Annotated in this window: 25 protein-coding genes; 6 read left to right on the top strand and 19 right to left on the bottom strand. The window is 57.9% G+C overall.

The window, feature by feature from the left end; genetic code table 11:
* Window positions 1–3 precede the first annotated feature (3 nt).
* Genes bioA through bioB form a run of 6 tightly spaced genes read right to left on the bottom strand, consistent with a single transcriptional unit; the run spans window position 4 to window position 5661 of the window.
* Entirely contained in the window at window positions 4–1293 is a 1290-nt protein-coding gene (gene bioA, locus ACT3R4_RS10760) for an adenosylmethionine--8-amino-7-oxononanoate transaminase (RefSeq protein ID WP_441678961.1), read from the bottom strand.
* Window positions 1290–1979 (bottom strand): dethiobiotin synthase, encoded by a 690-nt coding sequence (gene bioD, locus ACT3R4_RS10755; protein ID WP_441678963.1) that lies wholly within the window; start codon window positions 1977–1979, stop codon window positions 1290–1292. The genes bioA and bioD overlap by 4 nt, the downstream gene beginning before the upstream one ends.
* Window positions 1976–2767 carry a methyltransferase domain-containing protein gene (locus ACT3R4_RS10750; protein WP_441678965.1) on the bottom strand — a complete coding sequence of 264 codons (792 nt, stop codon included), beginning with the start codon at window positions 2765–2767 and terminating at the stop codon, window positions 1976–1978. The genes bioD and ACT3R4_RS10750 overlap by 4 nt, the downstream gene beginning before the upstream one ends.
* Entirely contained in the window at window positions 2764–3480 is a 717-nt protein-coding gene (locus tag ACT3R4_RS10745) for an alpha/beta fold hydrolase (protein WP_441678967.1), read from the bottom strand. Before ACT3R4_RS10745 ends, ACT3R4_RS10750 begins: the two co-directional genes overlap by 4 nt.
* A complete protein-coding gene (gene bioF / locus ACT3R4_RS10740) occupies window positions 3477–4622 on the bottom strand; it encodes an 8-amino-7-oxononanoate synthase (protein WP_172118595.1) in 1146 nt (381 codons plus the stop codon). The genes ACT3R4_RS10745 and bioF overlap by 4 nt, the downstream gene beginning before the upstream one ends.
* Window positions 4609–5661, bottom strand: a complete 1053-nt coding sequence (bioB, locus tag ACT3R4_RS10735; protein WP_441678969.1) for a biotin synthase BioB — start codon at window positions 5659–5661, stop codon at window positions 4609–4611. The genes bioF and bioB overlap by 14 nt, the downstream gene beginning before the upstream one ends.
* Window positions 5662–5830: 169 nt before the next feature.
* On the opposite strand from bioB, the gene ACT3R4_RS10730 reads away from it, so the two are divergent.
* A complete protein-coding gene (locus ACT3R4_RS10730) occupies window positions 5831–6580 on the top strand; it encodes a tRNA-uridine aminocarboxypropyltransferase (RefSeq protein ID WP_441678971.1) in 750 nt (249 codons plus the stop codon).
* On the opposite strand, the gene ACT3R4_RS10725 is transcribed toward ACT3R4_RS10730, so the two are convergent.
* The 8 genes from ACT3R4_RS10725 to def all read right to left on the bottom strand — a co-directional run bounded on the left by ACT3R4_RS10725 (window position 6577) and on the right by def (window position 15027).
* Window positions 6577–7482, bottom strand: coding sequence for a DMT family transporter (locus ACT3R4_RS10725; RefSeq protein ID WP_087106509.1), 906 nt, complete (start codon window positions 7480–7482; stop codon window positions 6577–6579). The two genes, ACT3R4_RS10730 and ACT3R4_RS10725, sit on opposite strands and share 4 nt — an antisense overlap.
* The gene (locus ACT3R4_RS10720; protein ID WP_441678973.1) at window positions 7479–8732 is read right to left on the bottom strand and encodes a TraB/GumN family protein; all 1254 of its coding nucleotides are present in this window, start codon (window positions 8730–8732) and stop codon (window positions 7479–7481) included. Before ACT3R4_RS10720 ends, ACT3R4_RS10725 begins: the two co-directional genes overlap by 4 nt.
* Window positions 8733–8771: 39 nt before the next feature.
* Window positions 8772–10220, bottom strand: a complete 1449-nt coding sequence (locus ACT3R4_RS10715; RefSeq protein ID WP_172118599.1) for a TrkH family potassium uptake protein — start codon at window positions 10218–10220, stop codon at window positions 8772–8774.
* Between the two features lie 15 nt (window positions 10221–10235).
* Window positions 10236–11609 (bottom strand): Trk system potassium transporter TrkA, encoded by a 1374-nt coding sequence (gene trkA, locus ACT3R4_RS10710; protein WP_172118600.1) that lies wholly within the window; start codon window positions 11607–11609, stop codon window positions 10236–10238.
* Between the two features lie 122 nt (window positions 11610–11731).
* The gene (locus tag ACT3R4_RS10705; protein ID WP_172118637.1) at window positions 11732–11938 is read right to left on the bottom strand and encodes a dodecin; all 207 of its coding nucleotides are present in this window, start codon (window positions 11936–11938) and stop codon (window positions 11732–11734) included.
* 50 nt (window positions 11939–11988) lie between these two features.
* Entirely contained in the window at window positions 11989–13338 is a 1350-nt protein-coding gene (gene rsmB / locus ACT3R4_RS10700) for a 16S rRNA (cytosine(967)-C(5))-methyltransferase RsmB (protein ID WP_441678975.1), read from the bottom strand.
* Complete coding sequence (fmt, locus tag ACT3R4_RS10695; protein ID WP_441678977.1) at window positions 13335–14321, bottom strand: methionyl-tRNA formyltransferase; 987 nt, start codon at window positions 14319–14321, stop codon at window positions 13335–13337. Before fmt ends, rsmB begins: the two co-directional genes overlap by 4 nt.
* 190 nt (window positions 14322–14511) lie before the next feature.
* Window positions 14512–15027, bottom strand: a complete 516-nt coding sequence (gene def, locus ACT3R4_RS10690; RefSeq protein ID WP_172118603.1) for a peptide deformylase — start codon at window positions 15025–15027, stop codon at window positions 14512–14514.
* Between the two features lie 129 nt (window positions 15028–15156).
* Between def and ACT3R4_RS10685 the strand changes: the two genes are divergently transcribed.
* The 5 genes from ACT3R4_RS10685 to aroE all read left to right on the top strand — a co-directional run bounded on the left by ACT3R4_RS10685 (window position 15157) and on the right by aroE (window position 19781).
* A complete protein-coding gene (locus tag ACT3R4_RS10685; RefSeq protein WP_441678979.1) occupies window positions 15157–16137 on the top strand; it encodes a peptidoglycan-binding protein in 981 nt (326 codons plus the stop codon).
* A gap of 39 nt (window positions 16138–16176) precedes the next feature.
* Entirely contained in the window at window positions 16177–17292 is a 1116-nt protein-coding gene (gene dprA / locus ACT3R4_RS10680) for a DNA-processing protein DprA (protein ID WP_441678981.1), read from the top strand.
* A 51-nt stretch (window positions 17293–17343) separates the two neighbouring features.
* On the top strand, window positions 17344–17901 hold the full coding sequence (locus ACT3R4_RS10675) for an L-threonylcarbamoyladenylate synthase type 1 TsaC (protein WP_172118606.1): 558 nt from the start codon (window positions 17344–17346) through the stop codon (window positions 17899–17901).
* A gap of 88 nt (window positions 17902–17989) precedes the next feature.
* A complete protein-coding gene (gene hemF, locus ACT3R4_RS10670) occupies window positions 17990–18913 on the top strand; it encodes an oxygen-dependent coproporphyrinogen oxidase (protein ID WP_441678983.1) in 924 nt (307 codons plus the stop codon).
* Window positions 18914–18959: 46 nt separating this feature from the next.
* Complete coding sequence (gene aroE / locus ACT3R4_RS10665) at window positions 18960–19781, top strand: shikimate dehydrogenase (protein ID WP_441678985.1); 822 nt, start codon at window positions 18960–18962, stop codon at window positions 19779–19781.
* A 73-nt stretch (window positions 19782–19854) separates the two neighbouring features.
* On the opposite strand, the gene ACT3R4_RS10660 is transcribed toward aroE, so the two are convergent.
* The 5 genes from ACT3R4_RS10660 to ACT3R4_RS10640 all read right to left on the bottom strand — a co-directional run bounded on the left by ACT3R4_RS10660 (window position 19855) and on the right by ACT3R4_RS10640 (window position 24918).
* Window positions 19855–20658 carry a M48 family metallopeptidase gene (locus ACT3R4_RS10660; RefSeq protein ID WP_441678987.1) on the bottom strand — a complete coding sequence of 268 codons (804 nt, stop codon included), beginning with the start codon at window positions 20656–20658 and terminating at the stop codon, window positions 19855–19857.
* A 245-nt stretch (window positions 20659–20903) separates the two neighbouring features.
* A complete protein-coding gene (locus ACT3R4_RS10655) occupies window positions 20904–21518 on the bottom strand; it encodes a hypothetical protein (protein ID WP_441678989.1) in 615 nt (204 codons plus the stop codon).
* A gap of 177 nt (window positions 21519–21695) precedes the next feature.
* Window positions 21696–23099: a ribosome biogenesis GTPase Der gene (gene der, locus ACT3R4_RS10650; protein WP_172118611.1), complete on the bottom strand. Its 1404-nt coding sequence runs from the start codon at window positions 23097–23099 to the stop codon at window positions 21696–21698.
* Window positions 23096–24265 carry an outer membrane protein assembly factor BamB gene (gene bamB / locus ACT3R4_RS10645; RefSeq protein WP_172118612.1) on the bottom strand — a complete coding sequence of 390 codons (1170 nt, stop codon included), beginning with the start codon at window positions 24263–24265 and terminating at the stop codon, window positions 23096–23098. The genes der and bamB overlap by 4 nt, the downstream gene beginning before the upstream one ends.
* Window positions 24262–24918 carry a YfgM family protein gene (locus ACT3R4_RS10640; protein WP_441678992.1) on the bottom strand — a complete coding sequence of 219 codons (657 nt, stop codon included), beginning with the start codon at window positions 24916–24918 and terminating at the stop codon, window positions 24262–24264. The genes bamB and ACT3R4_RS10640 overlap by 4 nt, the downstream gene beginning before the upstream one ends.
* Between the last annotated feature and the right edge of the window lie 21 nt (window positions 24919–24939).

Below are 24939 nucleotides of genomic sequence, written 5' to 3'. Positions count from 1 at the left end.
GCTTTAGCCTGACAAGCGGGGTGACGATTTCAGAAACCAGGCCTTCATGACATCAGTAATGTGGGTTAGCTGCTGCTCAGAGGTAATATAGGCGGGCATGGTATAGAGCCAGCGCCCAATCGGGCGTAGCCAAACACCCTGCTCGCGAGCAAATGTGGCAACGCCTGTTAACGCTGTTTCCGAGTGCGCTTCAATAACGGCCGTGGCACCCAGTACGCGTACATCGGCAACCTCTGGGTGCGCCATGAGCGCTTGATCCTCCAGTAAGGCGCGGCACAGTAACCGGTTTAAGAGCGCTATTTTTCCAGGATAGTTTTCCTCTTCAAATACCGCCAGGCTTTCCAGCGCTACCCGGCACGCCAAGGGGTTGCCCATAAACGTTGGGCCGTGCATAAAAGCATGCTGTGCGCTGTCACCGATAAAAGCGTCGTGAATGCGGTCGGTCGCAAGCGTGGCGGCGTGGCCCAAATAGCCGCCAGTTAGCCCTTTGGAAAGCACCATGATATCCGGGCTAACGTGGGCGTGATCGGCGGCAAATAATTTGCCGGTGCGGCCAAACCCCGTGGCAACCTCATCAAAGATCAGCACCACGTTAAATGCGTCACACAGGGCCCGGGCGCCGCGCAAATAATTCGGGGAGGTCATGTTCAGCCCACCTGCAGCCTGCAGCAGCGGCTCCATCAGCAGCGCAGCAATGTCCTGATGGTGACGTTCAAGCACCTCGCCTAGCGCATCTAAATCGGCGGCTACCTGCGCTTGCGTTGCGTTAAAAGGAGCGGTTGGCGCAGGCGCAAAATGGTGCTGAGGCAGCAGGCTTGAAAACAAACTGTGCATGCCTTCTTCTGGGTCGCACACGGCCATGCAGCCCGTGGTATCTCCGTGATAGGCCTTCATTAGCGAGAGCATTTTGCACTTTTTCGGTTGCCCGGTAAGCACGTGGTACTGCAGCGCCATTTTCATCGCCACCTCCATGCCTACCGAGCCGCTGTCAGAGTAGAAGACGTGATTAAGCCCGTCGGGCGTGACGCGCACCAGCTCACGCGCCAACTGGTCGGCAGGGTCATGGGTGAGCCCGCCGAGCATCACATGGCAGAGTGTTTCCGCCTGCTCGCGAATGGCCGCCACCAGGCGCGGATGGCCGTAACCGTGAATCATGCACCACCAGGAGCAGGTAGCATCCAGCAGGCGCTCGCCGCTTTCCAACTCAAAATAGGCGCCGCTACCGCCGACCACCCTGGGGGCGGGCGGTTGGGTTTTAAGGTGTGCGTAGGGGTGCCAGACTGGCGAGTTCATAATGCCTCCAACGAGAGATAGCGGTGGGCGGTGGCCGCATCGGGCGTTGTCAAATGCGGCACAATGCCCAGGCAGGGCGCTGCCAGCCTGGCGTCAAGGTGGGCCATGTTGGCCGTGAAACGGGTAGTATCCGCCGCAAAGGCGGGGTCAATCACGCTGCCTGCCCAGCCCGCAAGCGTCAGACCGTCGGCGCGAATGGCATTGGCCGCTAAGCGGGCATGGTTCAGGCAGCCGAGCTTTAAACCAACCACCAGGATCACCGGCAGCTTCAGCGCGATGGCGATGTCGGCAAAATCCTCCTGTTCGTTGATCGGCACACGCCAGCCACCCGCACCCTCAATCAGAGTGAACGCCCTAGGCATCTGGCCAAGGGTGTCGCGCAGCCAGTGGGCAACCTCAGACACGCTTAGCCTCTGGCCTGCCTCCTGTGCGGCCAGGTGAGGTGCTATCGCAGGCTCAAAGGCCATTGGGTTAACCGTGGCGTAGTCAACCGGCGGTTCACACTGCTGCTGCAGTGCCAGCGCATCGCCATTGCGCAGCCCTTTCGTCGTTAGCGAGCTGCCAGAGGCGATGGGCTTAAGCCCTAAGGTGCTCAACTGCTGGCATCGGGCGGCATAAAGAAGCGCGCTCCCGACCAGCGTTTTTCCCGCATCGGTGTCGGTACCGGTAACAAAAAAGCGCTTCATCGGGGTTTCTCCAACTGCAGGTTCAGGCAGTGATAGCTGACCGGAAGCCCTTGGCGCTTACGAAGCTGCTCAAAGCGCGTGGCAGCCGCTGCCAGGTCCGCCCGGGTGAGCATGGCGTTGGGCCTGGCCACTTGTGCGCCAACCCCCTTGATGGAAGCCATAACGGCCTTGATGTCAGGATAAAAGAAGGTTTCCACGTGGGTCGCTTGGTGAGTGCAGCGCAGGCCGCTTTCGTGAATAGCATCGTTAACCAGGCGGTAGGAGGGCGTCGTTAACAGCGCGCTTGAGCGCTGCCAAGCGAAAGCCACTTCGGCCAACGTGCCGGGTAATAGCGTACTGATGTACGCCAGGCCACCTGGCGCCAGCACTCGATACAGCGACTGCATGACGGCCAGTGTGTCGCGGCACCACTGAATGGCCAGGTTGGAAAACACCAGATCGAACAGGTGGCGAGGGATGGGCAACGACTCGGCACTGCCTGGCTGCCAGGCAATGTGGTCGCCGTGGCGCGAGCGAGCGTGCTCCAGCATGCCCGGCGCAATGTCCAGCCCCGTGACGTGTCCATGGGGGTAGCGTTCGGCTAGCCGCTGCGACCAATAGCCAGTGCCGCAGCCCAGGTCGAGTATATGGCTAGCCTCAGAGGGCAAGTCGTTCCATAGCGTTTCACCGATATGGCGTTGGGCGCTGGCCAGTGCATCGTATTGCGGTGCTGCCCGGGAAAAAGCGTGCGCCACTCGGGCCTGCCAGTCGGCGCTGGGCCGCCGTAACTGAGGGGGGATCGAACTCATGCCATTTCCCTGGCAGATAGCGCAGCAGCTTGAGCGGCGAGCAGTGACGCCAAACGCGCTGGTTGCGAGAGCATTGGGCAGTGGCCGCCGCGTTCAAGTGTTAGCGTCCGCTGGCACTCAATAGCGCTGATCAGCGGGTCATGCTCGCCCACGAGATGAACCACCGGGCACGGCGACGTGTTTAGGCGTCGACGATTATCCAGCGTGGCCAGCCAGTGAAGGCCTGCAGAAAGCGTGGTGCGGTCTGCCGGGGGCGTACTGCCAAGCAGGGCACGCAGCTGTGCGTGAACCTGATACGGAGCGGGCTCTCCTTGAGCCTGCCAGCGCAGAAAGTGACGCCACGCGGCATCGCCACGGTGCGCAAAGATGGCCTGGAAGTCGGCAAGCGCTGCTGACATCGCGCTATCCGGCGTGCAGAACCTGGCACCTGCTCCTAGCAGTAGTAGCCCCTGTGGCGCAGGAAGATAGTCAAGCAGCGCCGTCGCCAGCAGGCCGCCCAGCGACCATCCGACCCAAACCGCATCGCTGGGCAGACGGCTTGCCATGGCCGTGGCAAGCTCACTCAGGGAAGCGTTGGCAGGCAGTGCAGGAACCTCGCCGTAACCAGGCCAATCAACGGCGGCAACCTCGACGTTGGTGGGCCAGTAAGGGTGCAGCGGCCGCCAGATGCGCCGGTCAATTCCCCAGCCTGAAAGCAGTACCAGGCGCGTCATAATGCCTCCAAGTGGCAGGCCGCCAGCGTTTCGAGAAGCCGGTCGATATCACTACGCGAATGGCGAGCGCTGAGCGTAATGCGCAGGCGAGACTCATCCCTGGGCACGGTGGGTGGACGAATTGCGCCAACGTCAATTCCCGCTTGATACAGCTTTTCGGCCCACTGCAGCACGCGCGACTCGCCTCCCAGATACAGCGGTTGAATGGGCGTGCGCGATTCACCCAGCGGCAGGTTCAGCCGTAGAGCCCCTTCACGAAAGTAGTCTATATGACGCGCAAGGCGCAGGCGGTGCTCGGGCTCGCGCTGGACAATCGCAAGCGCTTCCAGCGTCGCGGCGCTAACGCCGGGCGGTTGTGCGGTGGTATAGATATAGCTTCTGGCGAACTGGGTCAGATGGTCGATCAACTGTGCATCGCCTGCAACAAACGCACCGGCAGTGCCCAGCGCTTTGCCCAGTGTCCCGACCAGAATCGGCACCTGGTCACTTCCCCAGCGTGTGCCCACACAGCCGCTGCCGTTATTGCCTATAACGCCAAGGCCGTGGGCATCATCAATCATTAGCCAGGCAGCATGCTGTTGGCTTACCCGCACCAGCGCTTCAATATCGGCCACATCGCCATCCATGCTGAAGACACCGTCGCTCACTACCAGCTTGTGGGTACAGCGGCTGCGCGCCAGCAGGCGGCTCAAGTCGTCACTATCGTTATGGTGGTAGCGCTGTGAGCGGGCGCCGCTCAGCGCGCTTCCATCCAGCAGTGAGGCGTGATTGAGCCGGTCGTGAAAAATGGCCGTGTGGGTATCGGCTAGCGCCTGTAGCACGCCCAGGTTTGCCATATAGCCGGTGGAGAACAGCACGGCTCGCTCGCGGCCTGTCCAGACTGCCAGGGCGTCTTCCAGGGCATCGTGAATCGCGTGGTGGCCGTTCACCAGATGCGATGCGCCAGCCCCGGCGCCAAATCGGCGAGCGCCTTCGGCTTGGGCTGCCTGAACGCGAGGGTCGGTTGCCAGGCCAAGATAATCATTGTCTGCGAAGTTCACCAAGTGTGGCTGTCGGGTACGGCGAGTGCGCCACTGCTGGGCGTGCTGACGAACCGCCCGCGCCTTGGCTAGACGTTGATGCCACGCCTCAGACACTGGCATCCACCGCAAGCTCAGCGACGCGCTGGTTAAGCTGCTGCTGAGCCAAGCGCTCACTTTGCGCGGCCTCGCTTTCACAGGTTTCGCGCGTTTCTGGATGCAGGCCTAGCTTGGCAAACAGGGCCCTGTCTCGCGTGGCCTGGGGGTTGCTGGTCGTTAGCAGCTTGTCGCCGTAGAAGATGGAGTTGGCACCGGCCAGAAACGCCAGCGCTTGGGTGGATTCGCTCATCTGCTCGCGCCCGGCGGAAAGCCGTACATGGCTTTGGGGCATCATGATGCGCGCGACGGCAATGGCGCGGATAAACTCCAGCGGGTCGAGGTCTTCCACGTTCTCAAGTGGCGTGCCGGGCACTTTGACGAGCATGTTAATCGGCACCGATTCCGGGTGCGGGCTGAGTTTGGCCAGTTGTTGCAGCAGGGCGCTTCTATCCTGAGCACCTTCCCCCATGCCCAAAATGCCGCCGGAGCAGACCTTCATGCCCGCCTCACGAACAGTCGCCAGGGTTTCCAAGCGGTCACTGTAGGTGCGCGTGGTGATGATTTCGCCGTAGTAGTCGGGAGACGTGTCCAGGTTGTGGTTGTAGTAATCCAGCCCGGCGGTTGCCAAACGGGTAGCCTGTTGGTCGTTGACCATGCCCAACGTCATGCAGGTTTCAAGCCCCAGCGCCTTTACCTGGCGGACCATCTCTTCGACAACGAGCAGGTCCTTGTCCCGGGGGCTGCGCCAGGCTGCGCCCATGCAGAAACGGCTGGCGCCAGCTTGCTTAGCGGCCTGGGCCTGTTCCACCACTTTTTCGATTTCCAACAACTTCTCTTTTTCAAGCTGTGTGGTGTAGTGGCCCGATTGCGGGCAGTACTTACAGTCTTCGGGGCAGGCGCCGGTTTTAATCGACAGCAAGGTTGATACCTGGACCGCGTTAGGGTCGAAATGCGCTCGGTGCACCTGCTGGGCCTGGAACAGCAAATCGTTAAACGGCAGAGCAAACAGGGCGTTGATTTCTTCAAGCGTCCAGTCATTGCGTGGGGCAGCAGTCGTGATCATTGGTAAACCATGTCTGTGTAAAAAGTTGACAAGACTCTAGCGATGAAGCGTTTGTTATGTCAACTATGAAAATTTAAAAGGTTTACGGTGGTGATGGGTTCGTCAACGATCAAGCACTGCTTTATACTCTGCGCCCTTTTTCATCCTGTTGACGACCTTTGGAGCGCGGATGCCTGCCTCAACTGAATGTGATTCTGTCACTGGTCATCCTCGCCCACCGCGTCGAGAGTTCAAGGCGCGGGGCAGTTTTGTCATACGCTGTGAGGGCTGTAATTTGCCCGCGCTAAACTGCCTTTGCCCGTACCAGGTGAAGGCCGAAAGCCACGCCCAGGTATGGCTGCTGACGCATCCGTTGGAGCACTATAAGCCGACCAATACGGGTCGGTTGATAGGGGATGTGCTGGCTCAAACGCAGGTATTTACCTGGTATCGGACGGCGCCGGATGCGCAGTTAATCGAGCTTTTGGCAGACCCGCGCTATGTGCCCTTTGTCATCTTCCCGGATGACCAGCCCGATTATGCCGACCGGGTGGTGGGAATGGACGCCGTACACAGCGCCAAACAGGAATCGCGTATTCCTGTGTTTATCATTCTGGATGGTACATGGCGGCAGGCGCGGCGCATGTTTCGCAAGAGTGCGTACCTGGATGCGTTGCCGGTATTGCCGTTACATACCGAACGCGAAACCCGCTACCGGCTGCGTAAGCCCGCCTCGAAAGCGCATTTATGTACGGCAGAAGTGGCCATTGAGCTGTTGCGCCAAGGGGGCGACAACAACGCGGCGGCCGTGCTGGATGACTACTTCGATGTGTTTAACGATAGCTACGCCGCTAGCCGGTTCTACAAGAAAATTGCAGAACCCACTGAGGCAATGACGCGCCTGTTAGCACGAAAGGAAGGGTTCGAAGAGAGTCGTTAGCGGGCAGCGCCGGGTAGCCAGCGCAGGAGTATCTTGCGCACCCAGTACCAGCGGTTAATCAGCAGGGCGGTAAAAATTAGCCCGCAGCCGAGTAGCTGTAGCGGCGCCATAACTTCGCCAAACCACCAGGCGGCAAATAATGCGGTCCATACCGCTTCCAGCATCAATACCACCGAGGCGTGGCTTGGCGTGGTCATTCCCTGGGCGGTAATTTGCAGGAAAAACCGCAGGGCGCTTGCCAATAGAACACTGGCCATAAACCAGCCCAGAATAGACGTGTTAAGCGCCACGGGCTGGCGCTCAAACATAAAGGACACCAGGGTTAATACGGTGCCCACGGATAACAGCTGAAGTGTGGTGAGCGGCAGGGCGGCTACGTTTCGCACGACGCGGGTATTAATATTGATGAGTAACGCAAAGCAGAGTGCTGCGCAGACCATCAAAAGCTGGCTGGTTTCTACCTTGAAACCAGCATTAAGGGAGAGTAATGCGAAGCCCAGCAGGGCAACGGGCAGGGCGATCCAGGTGGTGCGTGGTGGTCTGTCGCCAAACAGCAGCTTGGCAACGATAGGCACCAGCAATATCCCCAGGCTATTGATAAACGCACTTTCGCCCAGGTGATTTGACGTCGCAAGCCCCATGATCCAGAAGCCAATGGCGCCGCTAAACAGAAAGCCCACAAAAATACCGCGCCGAATACGCCGTGCTGGCATAGCGCTTAAGGCGGGCCAGGCAAAGCCCAGCAGGATGAGCCCAGCCAGCAAAAAGCGTGTGCCGATAAACAGCAGCGGCGGCATACCGGCTAGCGCTTCCTTGGAGAAAATCCATCCGCCCGCCGCTAGTATGGTTACCAGCAACAGCAGGGCATCTGCCTGCCAGGGCGAACGCTTAAGCGTACTCACGCCGCACCACTACCAAACAAGGCACCTGCAATTCGAAAGCCTGCGACCCAAGTGCCCACGGCTGAGCCGAGCGTGGCGAGGATAAACACCAGCAGCGTGCGCGACACCCGGTTTTTCCACCACCCTTTGAGGTGGGTGACATCCTGACGTAGCGAGGCGAAGTCGCGCACCTTGGGCTTGCGCATGTAAAGCTCCACCCCGGCGGCGACAAAACCGGCCCCAATCGTTGGATTAAGCGAGGTAAGCGGGGCGGCAAAGAAAGTGGTAATAACGGTGACCGGGTGGGCAAGCGCAATAATGGTCGCCCCGCCGGACAGAATCCCGTTGATCAAGAACCACTCCAGCACCAACTGCCAACCCAAGTCGGTATTGCGTGAGAAGCCAATGGCAAAGCCGGTAATGACCAGCGCGGTAATCAGCCAAGGCAAGGCTTTCCAGAGTTTGGAGGGCGGCGGTGAAGCTTCCAACGCTTCGCGCTCTACCGTTGGGTTCTCGGGTAATGGTGCTTCCAGGTGCTCAACGGTGCCTTTCAGGTGGCCAGCGCCCAGCACCACTAACACGTTCTTGAAGCGCCCAGGTGGCGCCTGTTCGGCAAGACGTAGCACCATGTAGCGGTCGCGCTCGCGAATCAGTGGGGTGTAAAGGGCTTCAGATTCAGCGGCAAACTCGCTAAACGTGGCTTCCAGCATATCGCCTTCTTTTAGCTTTTCGATCTCTTCCTTGGATACGTCCTGGCGCGATAGTACGCTGCCAATCAGGCCTGAAAAGAGTGAAAAGCGTTGCCACCAGGGCACGTTGCGGTAGATGCGCTTAAGCGTTATCCCGACATCGCGGTCAACCAGTAAAAGCGGCAAGTTACGGTTACGGCACTCTTCAAGCGCGGCGCGCATCTCGGCACCTGGCTCAATGCCGGACTGCTCAGCGATGCGCTGTTGAAAAGCGCCCAGTGCCAGGCTTGCCGCGACCATACCCGCTTTGCCCTGCTTGAATACCTGGAAAAGGTCCTGCTCACCCATGGCATCCGGGTTCGTCATGCTGTGATGGCGGGCGTCGCACAGCTCAATTGCTACGGCGTCATAAAGCCCGCTGTCAGCCAGCATTTTTACATCGTCAGCACTTTGTGCCGACACGTGCGCTGTACCCAGAAAAGTGTAGGTAGTACCGCCCACGGTAACCGTTTTCAGCGGCCCGCTAGTGGCGGGTGGTGCGTCAGACGCCGTGGCTAGCGGGGTGGTGTCGTCTTGGGTCATTAGGTGTCTCAACTCAAATAGTAAACGGCATCATCCGAATTAGCGCCGCCAAAAAGCGGGCGTAAATAACACTAACACGGTAAAAATTTCCAGGCGGCCCAGCAGCATGGCAAGCACCAGTATCCATTTGGCAAGATCAGGTAGCTCGCCGTAGTTGCCGCTGGCTTCTCCGAGTGCCGGGCCAAGGTTATTAAGCGCTGATCCCACGGTCGACCAGGCGGTGACCTGATCCACGCCGGTCGCCATAACGCCCATCAGCATTAAAAAGAACAGCATGACGTAGGCGGAGAAGAACCCCCAAACGGCCTGGGCGATACTGTCGGGTACACTCACTTTGCCGACTTTAACCGCGATAACCGCATTGGGATGGATCAAGCGCATAACCTCGCGCATGCCCTGCTTGAGAATCAGGATAATCCGGATAACCTTCATTCCCCCTGCTGTTGAGCCGGAGCAGCCGCCCACAAAAGCGGCAATAAACAGTAAAAAAGGGATAGCGCCAGGCCAGGCCGAGAAGTCGGCGACGGAAAAGCCTGCTGTGGTCGCGACGGACACCACCTCGAAAAGCGCGTAGCGCAAGCCGCTTAGCGTATCGTAGGTGTGTGTCAGCCACAGGGTAATCGCGGTAATCGTGACAAGTCCTGCCAGAAACAGCATTAAAAAGCGTGCTTCCGGGTCTTGGAAGTAGTGCAGCAAGCGCTTTTCACGCCAGGCGATAAAATGCAGGCTAAAACTGAACGCGGAAATGAGTATAAAAGCCGCGCAAATCAGCTCAATCGCTGCGCTGTTGAAGTAACCGATGCTGGCATCATGAGTAGAAAAACCGCCAATCGCCACGGTAGAGAAACTGTGCCCTATGGCATCAAACCAATCCATGCCGGCCAGCATATAGGCCACCATGCAGGCCATGGTGAGAGTGGCGTAGATGTACCAAAGCGCTTTGGCCGTTTCGGTAATGCGTGGCGTTAGTTTGGAGTCTTTCAGAGGTCCTGGAATTTCGGTGCGGTAAAGCGCCATGCCGCCGACCCCAAGCGTAGGCAGAATCGCGACGGCCAGCACCACAATCCCCATCCCGCCAAGCCACTGCAACTGTTGGCGATAGTAGAGAATCGATTTGGGCAAAAAGTCGATCCCTGTAATCACCGTGGCGCCTGTCGTGGTCAGGCCTGAAAATGATTCAAACACCGCATCGGTAATGCTCAGCGACGTATCGCCAAACAGCATCAATGGTAGCGAACCAAACAGCGCCAGAACCGTCCAGAACATCGCCGCGATTAAAAAACCATCACGGATGCGTAGCTCTTTGTGGGCACGGCGGTTGGGTAGGTACAAGGTTAAGCCGGTGATCGCCGTAATGGCGATACCGATCATAAATGCGTACCAGACCCCATCGCGAAACCACAGGGAAATCAAAATGGGGGGGAGCATCGTCAGGCTGAACAGCATCAGCAGCAGCCCTAAAATGCGTAAAATGACCCGCAGACTCATGGTAGGTGCATGCTCCTAAAAGAACGTCAAACCGACCTGGAACATACGCTCGACATCGCGGATGCGGCGCTTATCGATCACAAACAGAATCACGTGATCGCCGCTCTCCACCGTGACATCCCCATGAGCGATAATGACGTCCTTGCCGCGCACAATCGCCCCGATCGTGGTGCCCTCGGGCAGGCCGATCTCGCGAACGGTACGACCGACAACTTTCGAAGAGTGTTTGTCGCCATGAGCAATGGCTTCAATGGCTTCTGCCGCTCCACGGCGCAGTGAATGCACATTGACGATATCGCCTCGGCGTACGTGGGTTAACAGGCTGCCAATCGTGGCCTGCTGGGGCGAAATCGCGATATCGATCTCGCCACCTTGAACGAGGTCTACGTAAGCGGCGTTGTTGATCAGCGTAAGCACCTTCTTGGCCCCCAGCCGTTTGGCCAGCAGCGACGACATGATATTGACTTCGTCGTCATTGGTCAGCGCGCAGAAAATGTCGCAGTCTTCAATGTTCTCTTCTTCCAGAAGCCGCTTGCTGGTCGCGCTGCCGTGAAGCACGACGGTGCGGTCAAGCCGTTCGGAGAGCGTGGTACAGCGCTCAAGGCTATGCTCGATAATCTTGACCTGATGGCTATGTTCCAGATGCTCGGCCAAGCGTTCGCCAATGTTGCCGCCGCCCGCAATGACGACGCGGCGAAAGCCTCGTTCGATTCGCCGAAGCTCGCTCATGACCGCGCGAATGTCTCTCCTGGCAGCAAGGAAAAACACCTCATCGTCGGCTTCAATGACCGTGTCGCCGCGGGGGATGAGGGGCCGGTTACGCCGATAAATAGCCGCGACGCGAGTATCCACGTTGGGCATATGACTGCGCAAAAAGGCCAGGTCCTGACCCACCAGTGGCCCGCCATACACCGCTTTGACCGCCACTAGCTGCACCAGACCATCCGCAAAGTCCAGCACCTGCAACGCACCGGGGTGCTCAATCAAGCGGCGGACGTGATCGGTGACCACCTGTTCGGGGCTGATCAATACATCAATGGGGATCGCTTCGTGGGCAAAAAGCCCCTTGCGAGTCAGATAGGGCGTGGCGCGCACTCGGGCAATTTTAGTAGGCGTGCGGAACAGCGTATGCGCGACCTGACAGGCGATCATGTTGACTTCGTCGCTGTTGGTCACCGCAATTAACATGTCAGCATCTTCGCAGCCAGCCTGCCGCAGAACGATAGGGTAGGAACCCGCGCCGGTGACAGTGCGAATATCGAGCTTGGTGTGCAGCTCGCGCAGCTTATTGGCGTCGGTATCGACAACGGTGATGTCATTTTCCTCGCGAGCGAGGTGCTCCGCCAGGGTGCCGCCGACCTGGCCGGCGCCGAGAATGATGATTTTCATTACTGAGCATCGGTTCCATTGAAAGCGCCAGCGCAATAGGTAGCGTTGTATATCTAACGTAATGCGCTGCAATAAAGACGGCGGCCAGTGTAAACCAGCCGCCGTCGAAATGCAGGTAAGGATTATTCCAGCGTGAAACCGACTTTAACGGTGACCTGCCAGTGGGCCACGCGGCCGTCTTCAATATGGCCACGTGTATCGGTCACTTCTAGCCAGCGCATGTGCTGGATAGACTCGGATGCCTTGGCGATTGCATTCTGCACGGCTTCCTCGATGCCTTTCTCGGAAGAGCCGGTGATTTCTATGTGCTTGTAGGTGTGGTGAGTCATGGTATCTCCATCCTTAGTCATGAGTTCACTGCCTTGGCACCAGAACGCGCCTAGGCAGACTGCTTCTCAAGCCTGGCATAAAAAAAGCCGTCATGACGTCCTTGCTCTGGAAATAGCTGGCGGCCCTGACCGCTTTGGATACCCCAGGCCACATCGCTGGGCGTGGTCACTTTGGCATCAGGTGTGCGCGCCAGGAAGGCCTCGATCTGTTGGGCATTCTCCTCAGGCAGTACCGAGCAGGTGGCGTATAACAGCGTGCCGCCTTCGCGCAGCATGGGCCATAAATTGTCCAGTAGCTGCTGCTGTAGCTTGGCCAGCTTGCGGATGTCCTCTTTGCGTCGCAGTGTTTTGATATCCGGATGGCGCCGTATAACGCCGGTGCCCGAGCAAGGAGCGTCAAGCAGAATAGCCTCAAACGGTGTGCCATTCCACCAGTCGCTCTGAGTGGCATCTACATTCTGAAGCGTGGCGGATAGACCCAATCGCTCTAGCGTGCTTTCTACTCGCGAAAGGCGTTGGTTATCGCTATCCAGGGCGGTCAGCGCAATATCAAACTGTTCAAGCAAGTGGGCCGTTTTGCCGCCAGGCGCGCTACAGGCATCCAATACCTGCGCACCAGGGCGAGGTGCCAGGGCTGGGCCAAGTAGCGCAGCACACAACTGGGCTGCCTCATCCTGTACGCTAACGTGGCCCTCGGAAAATCCGGGTAGCAGGGTGACATCGCAGGGCGTGTTAAGGGTAATGCCATCCGGCGAGTGGGCGCAGAGTTCACCGCTTAAGCCTTGTTCGGTCAGCCGTTCTATATAGGCTTCGCGGTCATTGTGATGCTGATTTACGCGCAGCGTCATGGGGCCAGGCTGATTATTTGCCTCAACAATTGCCCGCCACTGCTCCGGCCAAGCGTTGCGTAGCGCATCCAGCAGCCAGCGGGGGTGGGCCAGCGCAATACTCTCATCCTGATCAACGGCGGCCTGGAGTTCATCCGACTCGCGCTGTAGGCGGCGCAGGCAGCCATTCAGTACGCGGGTCGCCCACTCTTTACCCAACAAGCGCGCGGCACCGGCGGTTTCGCCGACGGCCGCGTGGGCGGGAATACGCATATACAGCAACTGATAAATACCCAGCAGCAGCAGGGCGTGAATATCACTGTCACGCTTTTTGAAAGGCTGCTTTAGCAGGCTGTTAGCCAGCGCTTCCAAACGTGGAAGCTGGCGACAGGTGCCAAAGCAGAGCTCTTTTAAAAGGCCCCGGTCGCGGGCAACGACACTGTTCTCATCCAGCGCGGCCAGTGAGCCTTGCTGAGAGATGACCGGCGCTAACGCACGGGCGGCGGCGGCGCGCACGTCCTGGCCGCTATTGCCTGATGCGCGTTTACCGTGTTGTGAGCGTTGCTGACTCATAAAGCGTCTCCTTGCTGGGATTCAGGCTGACCAAGGCGGTTACCGGGCGTCAATCGGGCATGGCGGGCGTTGAGTAAGTCGCGCACAGCCATGGCCTTGCCGCCAGGAAGTTGGGCGCTGCTGATATATAAAACCTCGCGGCCTTCCGGGCCACAGGCAATACGCAGATGGTCTTCACCGTTTTCAAGCAGCGTGCCGGGCGGCGTTGCGCCCTGTTCACCGGCTGCAACGCTTGCCATGAGTAAGCGTAAGCGGTCATCACCCATCTGACACCACGCCACCGGCCAGGGGTTAAAGGCGCGGATTTTACGCGCAAGGCGTTCAGCAGGCTGAGTGAAGTCCAGCTCGGCCTCTGCTTTGCTGAGCTTGGTGGCGTAGGTAACGCCTTCTTCCGGCTGGGGTGTCGCACTGGCGTTACCGTTGGCCAGTTTATCCAGCACGCTGGTGAGCGCAGTGGCGCCTTGAAGCGCCAGGCGGTCATGCAGGTCGCCACCGGTGGTTTGCTCGGTGATCGGGGTGCGTACTTCGTGCAGCATGGCGCCGGTATCAAGCCCTGCATCCATTTGCATGATGGTAACGCCCGAGGCGTTATCACCGGCTTCAATCGCGCGCTGAATCGGGGCGGCACCGCGCCAGCGGGGTAGCAGTGAGGCGTGGACGTTAATGCACCCCAGGCGCGGTGTGTCCAATACTGCCTGAGGCAGCAATAAACCGTACGCCACGACCACCATAATATCGGCGTTTAAAGCGGCAAGCTCCGCTTGAGCGGCCGGGTCTTTTAGCGTTTGTGGCTGGTAGACCGGAAGCGCATGCTCAAGAGCAAGCTTTTTAACGGGGCTTGGCGTGAGTTTGCGACCACGACCTGCCGGGCGGTCGGGTTGGGTATAAACCGCCACTACCTTATGTTTGCTGGCCAGTAGGGCCGCAAGGCTTGAGGCAGCGAAATCAGGCGTGCCAGCAAAAACAACGCGCAACTGTGACATGACAACAGGTACCTGGTAACAGGGGAAATGAGAAAGCCTGGGGCAACAATAAAGGCCGAGAAGCAGGGTATACAACGGCTGTTGTACCGTTGTATGGAGTACCAGGCTTCTCGGCCTTAAGCGTTTTAAATACGCTCACTTACAAAACTTCTACAAAAACCGAAGTAAACTGTGCTAAAACGGGTGGCTGTTAAGCGTCGTCTTTCATCAGCTTATGACGTTTCTGCATTTTTTTCATGATGCGGTCGCGCTTTAGCGGCGAAAGATAATCAACAAACAGTACACCTTCAAGGTGGTCGTACTCGTGTTGAATGCAGTGCGCCAGCAGGCCATCGGCCTCAAGCTCATACGCCTCGCCGTTACGGTCAAGCGCGTTGAGTTTTACCGTAAGGTAGCGCGGCACTTCCGCGTAGTGCTCGGGAATTGACAAGCAGCCTTCAGAAAGCGGCTCTTGGTCTTCGCCGACCGGCGTATAGCGAGGGTTGATCAGCACCAGCGGCTGCGAGTTATCTTCGCTTACGTCCATGACGACGATACGACGATGGACATCAATTTGGGTGGCTGCAAGGCCAATGCCACGCGCGTCGTACATGGTCTCTAACATATCGTCGACAAGCTGGCGGACCTCGTCGTCAACGGTTTCCACCGGTACCGCCTTGGTGCGCAGGCGCTCATCGGGGAATTCGAGAATAGGAAGTTTGGCCATGGGGATTACCGTCATCGTTAAGCTAAATCTTGGATAATCAGGCCGAATAGCGGCGGCCTGGTACTTTGCTAATCGCCACTATATCACGCTGGCAGCGCTCCTGGGCATCAGCACATGCGGTGAAGCGCCATGAAAATGATCGAAACATCCTTCACGGAGTACGGGATAGTGCTAGCCAACTTTATGCGCCGCGCGGCAAGACAAAACGCGCTTTGTGACGTGCTCAAGAGGGTAGTAAGCCTGCTGTCTGGGTTGTTAATAAGTCTTCACGCCGTTGGCGCTGAAACGCTGCCGGTGGTGACGCTTTCTCCCCAAATACGCACCTTGCCAATGCCCGATGGAGCGCTCGACGCGAGGGTAAGTGAGCTCGGCGCACTCTCGCTTGAAAGCCTTAACGCCTTTTGGCGTGAACACCGAGTAATAGAAGCCGGAGCGCGCCAGCCTGAGATGGCCTATGTGTTGGCTGGCGAGCACCAGCGATTGATCAACGGTGCAGGTGACCGGATTTACGCCCGTGGCGCTATGCCGAGCCACGCACTGGAAAGCGTACCGAGCAGCGTAACGAATAGAGCAACGACGGGCCTTGCCACCTTCGGTATTTATCGTCAGACACAGACCTATACCGCTGACGACGGCGCGGTGTTGGGGCAGGCGTTAAGTCACATCGGCGAAGCTCGCCTTGTACGCAGTGAGGAGGATATTGCCCTGCTGGAAGTGCTTAGCGCTCATCAAGAGGTGCGTAGTAACGATCTTATTCTTGCCCTGGAACCCGATGCGCCTCGAACGGCGCTTCAACCCCGCTTGCCGAGCAGTGCAATAAACGGTCGTATTCTCGCCGTGCCCGGCGGCGTACGTTTTATAGGTGCCTTGCACATCATTGCTTTGGATGTAGGCGCGCAAGACGGCCTGGAGCCAGGGCATCTGCTTCAAGTGAATTCGCCCAGCGAAACTGTTTTCGACGCGCGTCGCCAAGTAGTAACGCCGTTGCCACCGAGCCCAGCGGGCTGGGCAATGGTAGTGAAGCCTTACCAGCAGGTGAGTTATGCGCTGGTGATGCAAGCGTCCAGCATGCTGGAAGTGGGTGATCGTGTGGTGACTCCGGATTTATAACGCAATGGGGATATTCAGCATGCACGTTGAGGAGCGTCGATGAATACCAGTGAGTGGTTAGTGGTCAACGCCTTGCCGGGCATGGGCGCACTGCGCATCACCCAGATGGTGGCACGCCAGCCGCGCTGGCCGGAAGGTTGGCTGGCGACACTGCCCGCTAACGCCGCCAGCGCCTTACGGCTGTGGCTTGAGCACCCTGAGCGCAGCCCACTTCAGCGATGCGTAGACGATGCGCGGGCATGGCAGCAGAGCGGACCAGCGCGACATATTCTGCATCGTCACCACCCGGCCTGGCCTGAGCTGCTCAACGAGCTACCGGACCCGCCCGCCATTCTTTGGGCCCAAGGGGATTTACAGGCGCTTGAAGGGCCAAGGATTGCCATGGTGGGAACCCGCAAACCCACCTCGGAAGGTAATGCCAATGCCCAGGGCTTTGCGCGGGAACTGGCTCGCCGAGGCTGGTGCGTGGTCAGCGGTATGGCGCTGGGCATTGATGGCATCGCTCAGCGCGCCGCACTAAGTGCCGGTGGAAGCAGTATTGCGGTATTAGGCTGCGGCGTGGACGTTATTTATCCGGCTCGACATCGCGACCTGCATGAGCAATTGAGCTGTGCGCCTGGCGGGTTATTGTTGTCAGAGCATCCGCCGGGCACCAAGGCGCGCCCTGCGTTCTTCCCGCGCCGCAACCGGATTGTGACCGGGCTTTCATTGGGGACGTTAGTGATCGAAGCCACCGAGAAAAGCGGCTCATTGGTGAGTGCTCGCTTGGCCCTGGAGCAGAACAAGGAGCTTTTTGCCCTGCCTGGGTCTTTGCACAATATTCAGGCTCAAGGCTGCCTGCACTTGTTGCGGAATGGCGCAACGCTGGTGCGCCATGTCGACGATATGCTTGAAGAGTTGCAGCAGTGGGCGGGTAGCTTTTTACCCGCGTCCGTGAAGGCTTCGTCTCCCCCTTCAGGGTCAATGGCGCCATCAAGCGAACCACTGCCTGATGAGCTGCTTAACGTTTTATCGGCAACGCCGGTGCCGCTTGATTCACTGGTTCAGCATACCGGGGAGTCTGTCAGCAGCTGCCAGCAGCGGTTATTGATGCTGGAGCTTGATGGATGGGTCGCTCAGCAGGTGGGTGGTTGGGTACGCTTACCCAGGCCATGATAGGATGTGAGCATTCTCTTATCGCTAATTGCTTGTAGAGCAGGAGAGCCAATGAAACCGGCTGTCGACCTCGAAGTTGCCATTCATGCACTGCATGCTGGCGGTGTTATTGCGTGCCCCACCGAAGCTGTGTGGGGGCTTAGCTGTGACCCGGATAATGATGAAGCGCTTACCCGGTTAATGCGCATGAAAGAGCGCGACCCTTCCAAAGGCATTATTTTGGTGGCGGCCAGTATCCAGCAGTTTCAGCCCTGGCTAAACCAATTGCCGCTTGAACTGCATGCTCCCCTTGCGGCCAGTTGGCCTGGCCCTAACACCTGGCTGGTGCCGGATAACGGTCGCAGCCATGCGCTGGTTCGCGGTGCTCATCAGCGCGTGGCCTTACGCGTGACCGACCACCCCTTAATGAAAGCGTTATGCGAAGCGTTTGGCGGGCCACTGGTGTCGACATCGGCCAATCGTGCGGGTGAGGCACCTGCCATGAGCGATGAAGAAGTCGCCACTATTTTTGGGCAGGAGGTCGCCGCGATAGTAGCGGGCGAGCTGGGCGGGAATCCACGACCCAGCACCATCCGTGATTTAGCCAGTGGCCAGGTAATGCGCGCTTAAATAGATAAGTAAACGGCTTAAGTACCAAGTGCTTAAACGCGCTATGGTGAAGATTACTGTGTAGTAAGAATTTTGAACGGGAGTCATCGTGGCGCACGAGCATTTAGACGACGTTAAGCAGTACCTGCTCGGCCTTCAAGACCGGCTGTGTGAGGGGCTGGCCGCGGCTGACGGTAAAGCTGCGTTTAAGGAGGACAGTTGGCAGCGTGAAGAGGGCGGTGGCGGACGCTCACGCGTGATTGAGCAGGGCGGTGTCTTTGAAAAAGGCGGCGTCAACTTTTCTCATGTGTATGGTGCTCAACTGCCGCCCTCGGCAACGGCAGCCCGGCCGGAGCTTGCCGGTCGCAGCTTTCATGCGGTTGGAGTTTCCTGGGTACTACATCCTGAAAACCCGCATGTCCCTACCAGCCACGGCAACGTACGCTTTTTTATTGCTGAAAAAGAGGGCGAAACGCCCGTCTGGTGGTTTGGTGGAGGCTTTGACTTAACGCCCTATTACGCGGTGCTTGAGGACGTGGTGCACTGGCACCAGGTGGCCAAAGCCGCCTGCGACCCTTTTGGCGATGCTGTTTATGACCGCTATAAAGCGTGGTGCGATGAGTACTTTTATTTAAAGCACCGTGATGAGACCCGTGGGGTGGGCGGGCTGTTTTTCGATGATTTGAATGCTGGCAGTTTCGAGGAGTGTTTCGCCTTTCAACGCGCCGTGGGCGATAGCTTTTTAGAGGCTTACGTGCCGATTGTTAAGCGCCGCCAACAGGATGATTGGGGCGAGCGTGAGCGAGCGTTTCAGCTTTACCGTCGCGGCCGCTATGTAGAATTTAACCTCGTATGGGACCGAGGAACGCTGTTTGGCTTACAAAGCGGCGGGCGCACCGAGTCAATTTTAATGTCGATGCCACCACTGGCGCGCTGGGAGTATGCCTATACGCCTGCCCCTGAGAGTGCTGAAGCCACGCTAAATGATTACCTGGTGCCAAGAGACTGGCTCAACGTGTCGGATAGGGCTTAAACATCGTGATCCACAGAAATATAAAACAGCGTACAGGAACGAGTTGATGAGTGACCTTTATTGCGTATTGGGTAATCCCATTGAGCACTCAAAATCACCCCTCATTCATAACGAATTTGCCCTGCAAACACAGCAAAAAATTGAATACACAGCACAACTGGCGCCGTTGGATGGCTTTACCGATGCCTGGCGCACATTCGTTGATAAAGGCGGGCGGGGGGCCAACGTTACCGTACCCTTTAAGGAGGAGGCGTTTGCGCTCTGCGATACCCTGAGCAGGCGTGCCCAGCGGGCTGGTGCGGTGAATACGCTGATAGTCGGAGGTAATGGCCTTACTTACGGCGATAATACCGATGGCGTTGGCTTGTTACGCGACCTTGCATATAACCGTGTAGCACTTGCCGATAAGCGCATCCTGGTGGTGGGCGCTGGTGGGGCCGTGCGGGGAATTTTAGAGCCGTTACTCGCAGAAAAGCCTGGCGAGGTGGTGGTCGTTAACCGAACGGCTGAAAAAGCTCAACAGTTGGCCGACGATTTTGCTGATTTGGGCGAGATCCATGGCGGAGGGTTTAAGGCAGCTAAAGGCCCTTTTAGTGTCGTGATCAACGGAACCAGTGCCAGCCTAACGGGCGATTTACCCCCTCTGCCGAGTAACCTATTTGCAAACGATGCCTGGGCCTACGACATGATGTATGGCGCTACGCAAACGGTCTTCTTGAAGTGGGCAGGAACGCATGGTGCCCAGCGGTTGGATGGCCTGGGAATGCTGGTAGAGCAGGCCGCCGAAGCATTTTATCTATGGCGAAATGTACGCCCCGAGACGACCCAGGTACGCCAGATGCTGCGCAGAATGCTCAACGCGGGTTAGCTGCTTGCATGTGTTGATCAAAAAAAGGGCCGAGATGGATCGGCCCTTTATTGTTACAAATTAAAGCAAAGGGTTACGGGCGCTGGCAGTTAGGCGTGTGCCCGCTGCTGCGCGCCTGCTCGTAGGTGGCAAGCGCTGTGTCCATATTGGCTTGTAGGCCCTCGATACGCTGCCCCTGGCTTGGGTGCGTCGACATCCAGGCCGGTGGCGCGCCACCACCCGAGGCGGCCTGCATGTTTTCCCAGAGCGTAACGCTTTGACGCGGGTCAAAGCCTGCCTGTGCCATCAGGTCCAGGCCAATCACATCCGCTTCGCTTTCATGGCTACGTGAGAACGGCAAGGCAATGCCGTATTGCGCGCCCATGCCCAGCACGCCCATCAGCTGTTGTCCGCCAGGGGTTTGCATGCCCGATGCGCTGGAAATAACCGAAAGCCCTAGTGACGTAGCGTTTTCGGTCGATGCCCGCTCATTGGCGTGGCGGGCAAGTACGTGACCAATTTCATGGCCTACCACGGAGGCCAGTTGATCCTGGTTGGTGGCAACATTCAGCATGCCGGTATTGACCCCCATATAACCGCCAGGCAGTGCGAAGGCGTTGGGCTGTTCGGCTTCAAATACCCGGATTTGCCAGTCAAGGTTACGCTGTTCAGCCGGTAATACATCCACGATGGCGCTGGTGATGCACTGCACATAGCGGTGGCTTGCCTGGCCTGCGGTAGGAATATCCTGCTGGTACTGGGCGAATGCCTGCTGGCCCATCTCGTTAAGCTGGTCATCGGAAAGCAGCAATAATTGCGAGCGTCCGGTAGGGGACGTTGAACAGGCCGCTAAAGAAGCGCATAGCGCAGTAACAGCAAAGGGACGAAGCCAACGCATGAGATGATTTCCTTAAAGATGATTGAATTCCATGCACACAAGATAACCACTGTGCAGGGTAAATCAATCCCCTTGTTGTCACTTAATGCACTTGAGGACAGGGATTAAGGACAGGGATTAAGGACAGGGATTAAGGACAGGGATTGAGGCTAGGGATAAACGCTGAACTGAGCCGACATTTAACCAGATGACTTGACCACGTGGAGCATTGGCTAGCCTCTGTTGCCATGCCTGGCAGAAACAGCTTAACGCTGAGGGATTAGCTGACCATCTTCACCCACATTAAGGCGAATGGTCGGTGTGAGCAGCCCCGCCGGTAGTGTCATGCCTAGGCCGCGTAAATCGCCTGGCGTGATCGCAAGCTCACTGCCTGCGGGTAGTTCGCCTTGAGAGGCGAGCTGCTGGACCAGGTTCAGCATTGGCGCCATTTTTTGGGCATCGGTGCCCAGGATGTCAAATGCCACCGGCAAGCGTAGATTGGCGCCGTCGCCCGAGGTTAATGAAACATCCTGGGTATACTCCCCTTCCACGGGGTCAACGCCTGGCATGTCCAGCGTCCAGTTAAAGCCTGACATGGCTACTGCCGGCATTCCCGCAGGTAGCCCAAGGCCCATCGCAAGCGTCGCCTGAACCGGCAGGCTACCCATGCCCAGGCTTGAAGCCAGCAGGCTGGTCAAATCGCTGGTGTCCAGGCCTGCGTCAACGGAGTAGGGGCCAATACGCACATCCTCCACGCCGAGTGAGGTAATGGCCAAGCGAAAGGCAAATAGCCCCGTTTGGGGGAGTGCAAGGCAGCCGGTAAGCAGGCTTGCCAAACTCAGCATCACAAGCCAGCGCCAGTGACGAACGGCATATAACATAAGGTTCCCTCCTGAGAAGGATGGTGGCGGCAAGCGCCGGGGAGCATGAGCGAGAAGCGCGGCTATTTGAGGGGCCGCGCTGGTTTCTGTCAAGAAAATTTGCACATGTTAGCTTAAAACAAAAAACGCCTGCTTAAACAAGCAGGCGTTATTACTGCGGGATAGCGCATAGAGCGTTTAGCGACGGCTTTTCCGCGCATCTTTGGTGCGGGTAAGCTCGCGCTTTTTGGCTTTCTCTTTATCACTGGCCCCGGCCATAGAGTCAAACGGGTTATCGCCTGAGCGGAACTCAAACCGCATGGGCGTGCCGCGCACCTTCAACACTTTACGGAAAGTATTGATCAGATAGCGGCGATACGCTTCAGGAACCGACGCGGTCTGATTGCCGTGCACAACGATAATCGGCGGATTACTGCCGCCCTGGTGGGCCATACGCAGCTTAATACGCCGCCCGTTAACCATCGGGGGCTGGTGCTGGCTGACCGCATCCTGTAACAGGGTCGTCAACCGGTTGGTCGACCAGTGTGCGTTGGCCGCATTGAATGCCCGCTCAATGGAGGGGTATAAATCACCCACTGCGGTACCGTGCAGAGCTGAAATAAAGTGCATTTCAGCGTAGTCGGCAAAGCCCAGGCGGCGCTTGATATCGGCACGCATCTTGTCTTTTGCTTCGCTCTCCAGACCATCCCACTTGTTGATCGCCAGTACCAGCGCACGCCCCGTTGTCAGCACGTAATCCAACAGGTGAAGATCCTGCTCAACCAGGCCGCTGCGGGCATCCAGTACCATCACCGCCACATGACACTCTTTAATCGCGTCAAGGGTTTTGATAATGGAAAACTTCTCGGCAATCTCGCTAACGTTCTTGCGGCGGCGAATACCGGCGGTGTCGATCAACACATACGGCTTGCCGCGGCGCTCGAAAGGAATCTCGATAGCATCACGCGTGGTACCGGCTTCATCGAACACTACGACGCGATCTTCACCCAGAAGGCGGTTGACCAGCGTGGATTTGCCCACGTTGGGGCGACCAATGACCCCAATGCGGATGCCTTTGGAACCGATATCCGCTGGAATGCTGGGGTCGCGCTCGGGAAACGGCTCAAGCACGGTATCAATCAGCGTTGAAACGTTACGTCCGTGCGCGGCAGCAATGGCCCAAGGGTCGCCAAGGCCCAGCTTCCAGAAGTCGGCCATGGCCGAGTGCTCTTCCAGGCCATCGGTCTTGTTCACCACCAACCAGGTTTTTTTCTGGTTAACGCGTAGATGGTTGGCAATCGCTTCATCCGCTACGTTAAGCCCGGCACGGGCATCGACCAGGAACAGGACAATATCGGCTTCATCAATCGCGGCAAGCGACTGTTCTGCCATCGCCGCATCAATGCCTTCCTCATCACCACTGATACCGCCGGTATCAATCACCGTATAGGCTTTGCCGCCCAGCATGCCGTTGCCATACTTGCGGTCGCGGGTGAGGCCGGGAAAGTCGGCCACGAGTGCATCACGCGAACGCGTTAGGCGGTTAAACAGTGTCGATTTGCCCACATTGGGGCGACCGACCAAAGCAATGACGGGTGTCATGGAGTGACTTCCAGGGTTTCCAGACGACCATTGTCGGCCTGGACATGAATGGTGCTGCCATCAGTAATGGGGGACACGCTAATGCCGGATTTATGCACCCGGGTGCGGCCCACGATGTTACCTTCACGCGCGTCGATCAAATGGACATAACCTTCAAAATCGCCAACCACGATACGGCCATCAGCAAAGGCTGGGGCGGTAAGCCAGCGATCTTCAAGTTCATTGTTACGCCATATTTCTTGGCCATTTTCGGCATCAAGCGCGACGAGGTGGCTGTCGTCGGTAACCACATAAAGATAGTTACCCACCATCAGCGGTGAATGGCGGCTAGAGAGATTACTTTCCCAGAGTACGCTGCCGCGTGTGGCTTCCAGTGCCACCACGCGACCGTTGTAACTGGTGACAAACAGGCGGCCGTCAGGCGTAATCAGCGGCTGGCCGGCAATATCGACCAGTCGCTCAACTTCGCTACGGCCACTGGGGGTGGCGATTTGCATATCCCACAGCGGCTGGCCGCTACGGTTATCAAGCGTGGCCAGGCGTCCGTTTGCGAGGCCGACGAAAGTGACCGGGTCAATGACCATCGGCGTCCCGGTACCGCGAAGGGTAAGGGCAGGCTGAGAACTGGTATAAACCCAGCGCTCCTGGCCGTTGGTGCGGTCTAGTGCCGTTATCTGACCATCAACGCTTTGTACGACCAGCAATTGCTGGTTGGCTTGAGGCGCGGCCAGCACTTCGCTGGATACTCTGGAGCGCCAGCTGACGCTGCCATCGCGTTGATCCAGTGCAATCACTTCACCGTTGCGAGTGCCCAGGTAGACCTGGCCTGCAATCGCGGTCAGTGCGCTGGAGATCGGTGTATCAAGCTCTACGCGCCACTCACGATTACCGGTATTAGCGTTTAACGCCATGACCAGGCCTTGTGCATCGGCAGCAAAGATCGTGCTGCCTTCACGGGAAGGGGCGATAGGGTAACGCGCACGGCCCAGGCCGCTGCCAATATTCTGGCGCCACTGGGTGGTCAGATTTGATGTTTCATCAAAGCTACGCAGCTCTTTGGGCGTATACGCGGGTTCGCCTTTATTGGCACAACCTGCCAGTAGAGCAATGGCTACCGCACCTAGCGTCACGCGCATGATCTGTTTGGAAAGACGCAGATTCATCATTGTGTCGCCTCCTCGGCGCCAAGATCGTCAAGCTTGAATGGTACGCCGTAAAGCGTTTGGTCGAGGCTCTCCGCAAGTTCCAGCGCGTTTTGCCAAGCGCTCCGCGCCTGATTGGTTTGCTCCAAGGCTGCGTAGGCGTCACCGCGGACGTTGGCTTGCTGCGCCGCCAGGGCTTCGCTGATCGGCTCATCCAGTAAAGCAAGTGCCGCTTCAGGATTACCGTTGGCGACCTCAATGCGTGCCAGACGCAGCCAGGCCAGGCTTTGCACATAGCGACGCGATGAGTTATCGGCTACCTGTTCAAGAGAGATTTTTGCCGCATCGATATCGCCCTGCTGTACAGCTAACCGAGCGTCCATAAGCAGCGCCAATTCAGCATAGAGCGTTTTGCCGTAATCGTCGGTAAGCTCGCTAATGAGCTCGCGGGCGCTGGCCGTTTGCTGCTCATCCAGCTCGTTGGCCGTGGCAACGTTGACCAATTGCTGGTAGCGCACCGAGGCGGCTTCCGACTGGCCTTGCTGATAGTTTTGCCATGCATTCCAGCCAAAGACGCCCGCAGCAGCAAGAGCGGCACCTGCAATCAGAGAGGTTCCATTCTCTTTCCACCAGCGCTTAACGATGTCCAGCTGCTCTTCTTCGCTTCGATCCGCCACGGGCGGCCTCCTATTGCATAA

Origin of the sequence: Halomonas sp. AOP7-E1-9 (assembly GCF_052376035.1) — a bacterium.
Classification (GTDB): domain Bacteria; phylum Pseudomonadota; class Gammaproteobacteria; order Pseudomonadales; family Halomonadaceae; genus Vreelandella; species Vreelandella citrativorans.
Note: the sequence above shows the minus strand (reverse complement) of the source record. Positions and strands in the feature narration are given on the sequence as shown.